The 8153-nt window shown below is 63.4% G+C and carries 8 protein-coding genes; 7 read left to right on the plus strand and 1 reads right to left on the minus strand.

The annotated features are described in order from the left end of the window. From VF515_21445 to VF515_21455, 3 genes are all read left to right on the plus strand, one after another. On the plus strand, positions 1–564 hold a 564-nt coding region (locus VF515_21445; protein HEX7410194.1), incomplete at its 5' end, for a thiolase family protein. A gap of 265 nt (positions 565–829) precedes the next feature. Beyond that, positions 830–1240 (plus strand): Zn-ribbon domain-containing OB-fold protein, encoded by a 411-nt coding sequence (locus tag VF515_21450; GenBank protein ID HEX7410195.1) that lies wholly within the window; start codon positions 830–832, stop codon positions 1238–1240. Positions 1241–1342: 102 nt separating this feature from the next. Beyond that, positions 1343–2446, plus strand: a complete 1104-nt coding sequence (locus tag VF515_21455) for a DUF1214 domain-containing protein (protein ID HEX7410196.1) — start codon at positions 1343–1345, stop codon at positions 2444–2446. A gap of 83 nt (positions 2447–2529) precedes the next feature. Here the strand turns inward: VF515_21455 and VF515_21460 are convergent, their stop codons facing one another. After that, a complete protein-coding gene (locus tag VF515_21460; protein HEX7410197.1) occupies positions 2530–4083 on the minus strand; it encodes a glycosyltransferase family 39 protein in 1554 nt (517 codons plus the stop codon). Positions 4084–4144: 61 nt separating this feature from the next. Between VF515_21460 and VF515_21465 the strand changes: the two genes are divergently transcribed. The 4 genes from VF515_21465 to glp form a co-directional block, all read left to right on the plus strand. Then, complete coding sequence (locus VF515_21465; protein ID HEX7410198.1) at positions 4145–5068, plus strand: ABC transporter ATP-binding protein; 924 nt, start codon at positions 4145–4147, stop codon at positions 5066–5068. A 191-nt stretch (positions 5069–5259) separates the two neighbouring features. After that, a complete protein-coding gene (locus VF515_21470) occupies positions 5260–6027 on the plus strand; it encodes an ABC transporter permease (protein ID HEX7410199.1) in 768 nt (255 codons plus the stop codon). Between the two features lie 199 nt (positions 6028–6226). Beyond that, positions 6227–7054 (plus strand): carbon-nitrogen hydrolase family protein, encoded by an 828-nt coding sequence (locus tag VF515_21475; protein HEX7410200.1) that lies wholly within the window; start codon positions 6227–6229, stop codon positions 7052–7054. Next, on the plus strand, positions 7024–8153 hold a 1130-nt coding region (gene glp / locus VF515_21480), incomplete at its 3' end, for a gephyrin-like molybdotransferase Glp (GenBank protein HEX7410201.1). The genes VF515_21475 and glp, both read left to right, overlap by 31 nt.

Here is an 8153-nt window from a genome sequence, read left to right on the forward strand (position 1 = left end):
CACCGCTCGCGCTGGGTCGTGGAGCCGTTTCATCTGTTCGATTGCTGCCTGGTCTCGAACGGCGGGCTGGCGGTGATCGTCACCTCAGCGGAACGCGCGCGCGACCTGAAGAAGCCCCCAGTGTACATCCAAGGCATGGGCCAAGGACATCCCGGTGGCGACCCGGCAGAGACACTCACCTCCGGCGCGGTCTTGGCGAAACGCACGGCCTTCGCCATGGCCGGCATCACCACCAAGGACATCGACGTGGTCGAGCTGTACGACTGTTACACCTTCACCGTGCTGGTGTGCCTGGAGGACTACGGCTTCTGCGCCAAGGGGGAGGGCGGGCCGTTCGTCGCCGACGGCAAGACGGCGCCCGGTGGATCACTGCCAGTGAACACCGGCGGTGGCCAGCTCTCGTCCTTCTACATGTGGGGCATGACACCAGTCTCCGAAGGCGTCATCCAGATACGCGGCGAAGGCGGCGCACGCCAGGTTCCCAACGCACGGGTCGCACTCGTGAGCGGCAACGGCGGCATCTTGTCAACACACTCGACCCTGATCCTGGCGAGTCAATCGTGAGGAACCACTCCAGTTCCCCTCGCCCGCTGGGAAAGGGTCACTCAATCTTCCCTCTCCCGCTGAGTCTGTCGATAAATGCGAGCGGCCCCTCGATACGGCCCCTGAGAACACGGGGCCTACTCGGGGCGAACGGGGAACAGCTTGCGAAATTGATATGCAACCGTTCACCCCGAGTAACCGCCCTCTTTTGGCGGTGTATCGAGGGGGGCCCGCTGGGAGTAAATCGACAGACTCCTCTGGGAGAGGGTCATGGTGAGGGCTCGTAATGACCGCTGACTACAAGAAACCGATTCCGGCGGTGACCCCGGAGATGAAACCGTTTTTCGATGCGGCCAAGCGGCACGAACTGGTGGTGCAGCGCTGTACGCAGTGCGGCGCGCACCGCTTTCCGGCGCGCGAGATCTGCTCCAAATGCCTGTCGCGGGAAGCCGCGTGGGTGAAGGTGAGTGGCCGGGGTACCGTGTTCAGCTACAACGTCATGCACCAAGTCTACCATCCCGGCTTTGCCGACGAGGTACCGTACGCGGTGGTGGTCATCGCGCTCGAGGAAGGTGCCAAGATGACCTCCAACCTCGTTGGCATGAAGCCGCACGACATCAAGATCGACATGCCAGTGAAGGTTGTCTTCGAGGAGATCACCGAGGACATCACGCTTCCCAAGTTTGCGCCAGCTTAAGAAGAGAGTCCTGAGCACTAACCGGGAATCGTGTTCAACCCACGAACCTTCGCTGGACATAGCGGTGGCAGCGAATAGACTGTCCGGCTGGGAGGAATGCACATGAGCGCAGGGTCTGCGGCGGAACGGGTCATGGACGGCACCGCGTGGGAGGAGTTTTGCGAGACGCTGAAAAGCGCGGGGACGGTGGTTCTGCGCGACCGCTCACCCAAGGGGGCCTTGGACCGGGCGGAGGGTTACCGTTACCTGAGCCGGCTGGCCCGCTTGGCGCTCGAAAAGTTCGTCGAGCACGCCGATCCGGCCGCCCCTTGTTTCTACCGCCTCAGCCACGAAACGGGGAAGATCGGCTGCGACAACCCGGACAGCTATTACCAGAACGCCGAGATCAGCGGCCGGTACGAGTACCGGCTATGGGGCAATCGGGGAACCGTCTCGTACCTCGGCTTCGGCGCCTACTACGGCCACTACGGATCGAAAGCGCGTTCCGGTTGCAGTGGCTATCTCGACGTCGGAGATCTGCAGACTGCGCCAGACGACAGCTTCGAGATCATTCTCAGTTGCCGCAAGCATCCGGGCAACTGGCTACGGATGGAGCCTGACTCTTCCATGCTCATCGTTCGCCAGAACTTCCTCGACACGGCACACGAACGGCTCGCCGAGGTCCACATCGAGCGCCTCGGCGCCGCTGAACCACCGGCACCGCTGACACCGGAACATCTTGGTAACGGGCTCGCCAACGCGGCCCGCTTCGTCGTCGGCACGGCCGCCCTGTTCGCCGACTGGGCCGAAGGCTTCATGCAGCGCCCGAACGAGATGCTCCCGCTCGATCCAGCGCGAACCGGCGGCGCGCATGGCGATCCCAACATCTTCTACTACATGGGCTACTGGAAGCTGGGGCCGGATGAGGCGCTGATCATCGAGGCCGATCCACCACAGTGCGAGTACTGGAACTTCCAGCTCAACAACTACTGGATGGAATCGCTCGACTACCGCTACCACCACATCCACTACAACAAGCACACCGCGACCTATCGTCCCGACGGTTCCTTCCAGCTGGTCATCGCCCACAACGATCCGGGTATGCCGAACTGGGTGGAAACCGCCGGGCACACCGCCGGCACCATGGGCCTGCGCTGGATCAAGGCGGCCGATCACCCGCAGCCGCGCACGCGCGTGGTCAAGCTATCCGAGATCAAGCGCGGCTGAGGCGATCTACTTCCCCGCCGCAACCAAGGCACCGAATACGAACCGCGGCCCGCACAGCCGGCTCCACGGGAGTTGGTATGACTCTACACGTAGTGCTTCAACTGCGGCCAGATTTCCTTGAGCGGCCGTTTCAAACCCCGGCACACGTACACCGACCGATCGTTTTCGAACGGCATGCAGTAGCCGCACCGCACGGTACCGACCCGCTCGACCTTCTCGAAGAGCGATTCGAGGTCCTGTGACGGGCCACCGAGGACGATCACAACCTCCCCGGAATAGTCCCCGGGACCCCACAGCCAGTAGTTATTGTGGCCACTGATCGCCGGGGGAAGGTGCCGTGCCTTTCCCAGAACATCGATGGCGCCAGCTTCGCCGTAATTGCCAACGTAGATGGCCGCTTTCCGACGTTCCTCGACCGGCAAGCTCTCATAGGCTCTCGCCACCGCCTCAACGACATCTTCCCAGCCGAACATATCGGCGAAGTACTGCGGCAGCTCTCCCAACTTCGCGGTCTCCGAGGTGGCACCCTTGGCGCTTTCTCCAAGGTGGAGGAAGCGCGCATAGCGGACCAAAGTGTCCGCCGGTAGGACAGGGAGTGCCAACGGCGCGGTGATGATCCCGCCGATCGCCAGCGCAGAAATACACGCGGGTCTTAGCCAGCCCCTATCCGAGCGTTGCGTAAGTCTCTCGAAAACGATGGCGCCCGCGGCGAGCAGAAGTGGATAGATCGGCGCGAGGTAGTACGCCTTGGTCCTCTGCAGAATACACACGGCAAGAACGACCACGTAGATCCACCCGCAGAGTCGGTAGCGTTGCCCGTGTCGCGAAAAGAGGTAATACCAAATGCCCGCGAGCCATAGCGGCAATGTCAGCGGCTGCAGCATGAGGATTTGCTGCACCAGCAATTCGACCGGGGACATCGGCGCAATCTTGTACGTCTGCGCGTTATGCATGAACTCGAGCGTCGGCCAGCCGAGTCCGGCTTCCCATAAGATGTTCGGAAGAAAGAGGAGTGCCGCCGTGACCGCCCCGAGCCACAGCCACCCATCTCGGAGGTATTTCCGCTGCGGCGTGAGCAGCAGGGCCACGAGAACTCCACAGCCGAAGAGCAGCATCGAGTGTTTGTTCTCGAGTCCCAACCCGGCAACAACTCCGAACGCGAGCCACAGCCTGGAGTTCCCGGTGTTCACAATCCGGACGAGGAGGTACGCGGCCATCATCCAGAACAGCGGCTCCAAGACGTTCATCGAGAAGAAATTGCCCACCGCCAGGTAGAACGGCGCAACCACGACGGCGAGCGCGGCGAGGCCTTGGGCAAAGCGCCCGCCACCGAGCGCCCGCGTTATCGCGGCGGTCAAGAGAACGAGCAACGCTCCGGCCACCGCCGGCAGGAAGCGGATGGCGGACAGCGAATCCCCGAGGAGCCAGCGCTCGACGGCCAACATCAGGATGGAAAGCGGTGGGTGGTCGACGTAACCGAAGTCGAGATGTGCGCTGCAGGCGATGTAGTAGAACTCGTCTCTGAAGTAACCGTACTGGGTATTCGTGAGCAGGTGAAGCATGAGGGGGACCGCGGCCAGGCCCATGGCAAGCACCGTGTCCCGCACTCCGTTGCTCACTCTTGAAGCGTCAGCCATTCCCGTGGGCACCTCCCCTGCCGCTTGAATTAGCACATCTCTGGAGTACGGTGCGTACGGCATGATCGTCGAGGTTCGTTCCGTTTCAAAGCGCTTTGGAGATCGGCTGGCCGTCGACGATGCCAGCCTCGATGTTCCGCCCGGTCTCTGCTTCGGCCTGCTCGGCCCGAATGGAGCGGGAAAAACCACGACGCTGCGGATGATCTACGGCGTGACGCACCCGAGCAGCGGGAGCATTCGTGTCTTCGGCATCGACGTTGCCCGCGAACCGCGCCGTGCGCGGGCGCGTCTGGGTGTGACCTTGCAGCAGAACGTCCTCATCGAAGCCCTCTCGCCCAAAGAGAACCTCCGGGTCTTTGGCCGCTATCATTTGCTGCGCGAGCCGGAGTTGTCCCGGCGCGCCGACGAGCTGATCGACTTTCTCGAATTGCGCTCCCATGCCACCGTACCCGTCAGGCAGCTCTCGGGCGGCTTCCAGCGCCGGCTGGCGATTGCGCTGTCGCTGATCAACCGGCCCGAGTTGCTGATTCTCGACGAACCGACCACCGGGCTCGACCCCGCCGTGCGTCTGGCGCTCTGGTCGCGCGTCCGCGAGCTGCGCACGGCCGGCACGACGGTGCTGCTCACGACGCATTACATGGACGAAGCTCAGCGGCTGTGCGACCGGGTGGCCATCATGTCGTTCGGGAAAGTCATTGGTGAAGGCGCACCTGCCGAGCTCATCCAAACCCGCCTGGCCCGCGAGACCGTCGAGCTTGACTGTGCACCGGAGGAAGAACGCACGTTCCTCGATGGGCTCCAGGCCTCGGCCCCCCGCGTGCGCGCCGGCCGACGGCTCATGGTGTATCTCGACGACGCCACCACGCTTGCCGCCCGTGTTCGCCGGCGTGACCCCGACGACCTTCGGTCACTCGTCGTCCGGCCGACGAACTTGGAGGATGTCTTTCTCTCCTTCACCGGCACCAACCTGGAGTGGGGACAGTGACTGGCTTATGGCTTATGGCTTCTGACCATCTTGGGATCGGCGATCTGGGATAGCGATTTGCGATAGGCCATATGCAGTTTGGAGCCGGCGTGCCCTCACGCCGAGCGAGCGGGCTGAGGGCAGCCCGACTCCATGGTATCGCCGCTTCTGAACGATATGCGATAGGCTATATGCCATAAGCAAGTTCGCCGATGAGTCTCTCACTACCCCACGCGATCTCCGTCTGGCGGCGCAATGCGGCCATGTATCGCCGCACGTGGATGTTGAACATCCTGCCGAATTTCTTCGAGCCCGTCCTCTACCTGGCCGCTATTGGCATCGGTGTCGGTGGATACATCAACGAGATCGGCGGCACCTCGTACCTGCAGTTTCTGGCGCCTGGACTGATATGTGTCGCGGCGATGAACGGCGCCAGCTTCGAGGTGACGTACAACATCTTTGTCCGCCTGACCTTCGAGAAGTCCTACGACGCCATGTTGACGACGCCGATCGAGCCGGATGACGTGCTTGCCGGCGAAGTGCTGTGGGCAATGACGCGTTCGTGCATCTACGGCGGCTGCTTCTTCATCGTCATCGCCCTCTTCGGCCTGTTCCCGCGGCCCGCCGCGTTGTTGGTTCTGCCGATCATTCCGCTGACGGGATTGCTTTTCGCCGCGCTCGGCATGGCCTTCACGCTGCGTATCCCCAACATCGACCTGTTCAGCTTCTACTTCACGCTGTTTCTGACCCCGCTGTTCCTGTTTTCCGACATCTTCTTCCCGTTGAAAGAGCGGCTTTCGGGAGGGTGGCTATGGGTGGCAGAGATCCTTCCGCTGCTGCACCCGGTCCGCATGGCCCGCGCCACGTTCCGTGGCGAGGCTTCAACCATCCTCCTGTGGGACCTTGCGTATATGCTCGCCCTCTCTGGACTGCTTCTCGCCTGGGCGCGCCGCAGCGTACGCCGGCGATTGACCAGCTAGGCCGCATCCCTGGGTCTCTCCAGCGCGTAGGGGAAGCGACGACACCGCCGTGGGGAACAGGCCTCACGTAGACGGTTTCTCGATCACCGCATACCCAACTATGGAACCCGCGCTCTACAGCATCGCGCGCGCGATTCACGGAACGCGCGGCTCCAGTTGACCTCGGCACAGCCCCTCGATAGCTTCGGACTCGCTGATCATGCCCGCGCGCCAGTTCACTGCAGCAGCGGTCCAGCTCTGTGCCGGATCAAACAAAGCTGAGAATCTCGACAAGGCGGAATCGTTTGTCGCCGCGGCGGCCCGTCAAGGCGCCCAGCTCGTCGTCTTACCCGAGGTGTTTCTGTGGCGCGGACCGCGAACGGAAGAACGCCACGGTGCAGAGCCGATCCCGGGCCCGAGCACGGCGCGTCTCGCGGACCTGGCACGAGGCCTGAAGCTGTACCTCCTGGCGGGCTCCATCCTCGAGCAGACCGCCGGCGACACCGCTGGCGGCAAGGTTTTCAATACCAGTCTGCTGTTCGACCCCCGCGGGGAGATCATCGGGCGTTACCGCAAGACCCACCTGTTCGATATCGACCTTCCGGGTCACGTCACCATCCGCGAGTCTGACACCCGCGTCGCAGGGGACGAGGCGGTCACAGTGCCGACTGAACTGGGGGTGATCGGGATGAGCGTGTGTTACGACCTGCGCTTTCCGGAACTCTACCGGCGACTCACTTTGGCAGGGGCAGAGATCATCACCATTCCCTCCGCATTCACCTTCCCTACCGGCGCCGCACACTGGGAGATCCTGCTGCGCGCCCGGGCCATCGAAAACCAGGTCTACATCATCGCCCCGGATCAAATCGGCCGCAGCCCGAGCGGCCACGTCGATTTCGGCAACTCCATGATCGTCGATCCCTGGGGCAAGCCGGTGGCACGGGCCGCCGATCGCGAGATGGTGATCGTCGCCGAGATCGATCGAGACTATCAGCAGAAAGTCCGGCGAGAACTGCCATGCCTCGATCACATCAAGTTCGGAAGGTAGGGGCGCAGCATGCTGCGCCCCTACGCCCAAAACGGGTTCGGGAGACGCACGTCCCAACCGCCGCCCTAGCGAAATCGTTCTTCCGTGTCGTCACCACCGACGAGGCACGGGAACGGATCGCGGCGTTTCCTCCAGTTGGAACGGAGGTGGTTCGGGTTGCCGGCGCGCTGGGGCGCGTGCTCGCGCGGGATCTGACCGCGCCTGCGGACCTCCCCCACTTCCATCGCGCCAACATGGATGGCTACGCGGTCCGCGCCCAGGACACCTTCGGTGCTTCCGCCAGCATCCCTGCGTATCTCAAGCTGATCGGCTCCGTCGAAATGGGAAAGGCGCCAACGCGCACGGTGCGGAAGGGCGAGACCATGCACATCGCCACCGGCGGCATGCTGCCGAGCGGCGCCGATGCGGTGGTGATGATCGAGTATACCGAGGAACTCGGCGACGGCACCGTCGAAGTGCATCGAAACGTGGCACCGTGGGAAAACGTGCTGCGCACCGGTGAAGACATCGTCAAGGGAGAGCCTATCTTCGCACGGGGGCGACGCCTGCGCGCACGCGACCTGGGTGCGCTGACGGGAGTCGGCATCACACGCGTGCCCGTCTTCCGGCGGCCGCGGGTGGCCTTGATCTCCACCGGAGACGAAATCGTTCCGCCCGAAACCAGGCCGCGGCCCGGGCAGGTGCGTAACATCAACACCTATGCCTTGATCGCCATGGCGACCGAGGCAGGGGCCACGGTCACCGACTTTGGTGTGATCCCCGATCGTGCCGACCGGCTGCGGCAAGCCTTGGGGGCGGCCCTCTCTCGCCATGATCTCGTGCTCATTTCCGGGGGCAGTTCGGTCGGCACCAAGGACATCACGCTGGATATCATCACCTCCTTCCCGCGCTCCGAGATCCTCTTCCACGGCATCTCCGTGGCGCCGGGAAAGCCGACCATCCTGGCCCGGGCGCTCGGCAAGCCCGTCCTCGGGCTTCCTGGCCATCCGGTCTCGGCGCTCGTGATTTTCGAGGTTTTCGGCGCGCCGCTCATCCGTGTCCTCGGCGGTGAAGACCGCGGCGCTATCTTCGCGCCCCGGCGCACCATGTGGGCGCGTCT

It is taken from the genome of Candidatus Binatia bacterium (assembly GCA_036382395.1).
GTDB lineage: Bacteria > Desulfobacterota > Binatia > HRBIN30 > HRBIN30 > JAGDMS01.

Coding starts and splice junctions, on each gene's coding strand:
- VF515_21450 (HEX7410195.1), top strand. CDS start 830: ATGACCGCTGACTACAAGAAACCGATTCCGGCGGTGACCCCGGAGATG.
- VF515_21455 (HEX7410196.1), top strand. CDS start 1,343: ATGAGCGCAGGGTCTGCGGCGGAACGGGTCATGGACGGCACCGCGTGG.
- VF515_21470 (HEX7410199.1), top strand. CDS start 5,260: ATGAGTCTCTCACTACCCCACGCGATCTCCGTCTGGCGGCGCAATGCG.
- VF515_21465 (HEX7410198.1), top strand. CDS start 4,145: ATGATCGTCGAGGTTCGTTCCGTTTCAAAGCGCTTTGGAGATCGGCTG.
- VF515_21475 (HEX7410200.1), top strand. CDS start 6,227: ATGCCCGCGCGCCAGTTCACTGCAGCAGCGGTCCAGCTCTGTGCCGGA.
- VF515_21460 (HEX7410197.1), bottom strand. CDS start 4,083: ATGGCTGACGCTTCAAGAGTGAGCAACGGAGTGCGGGACACGGTGCTT.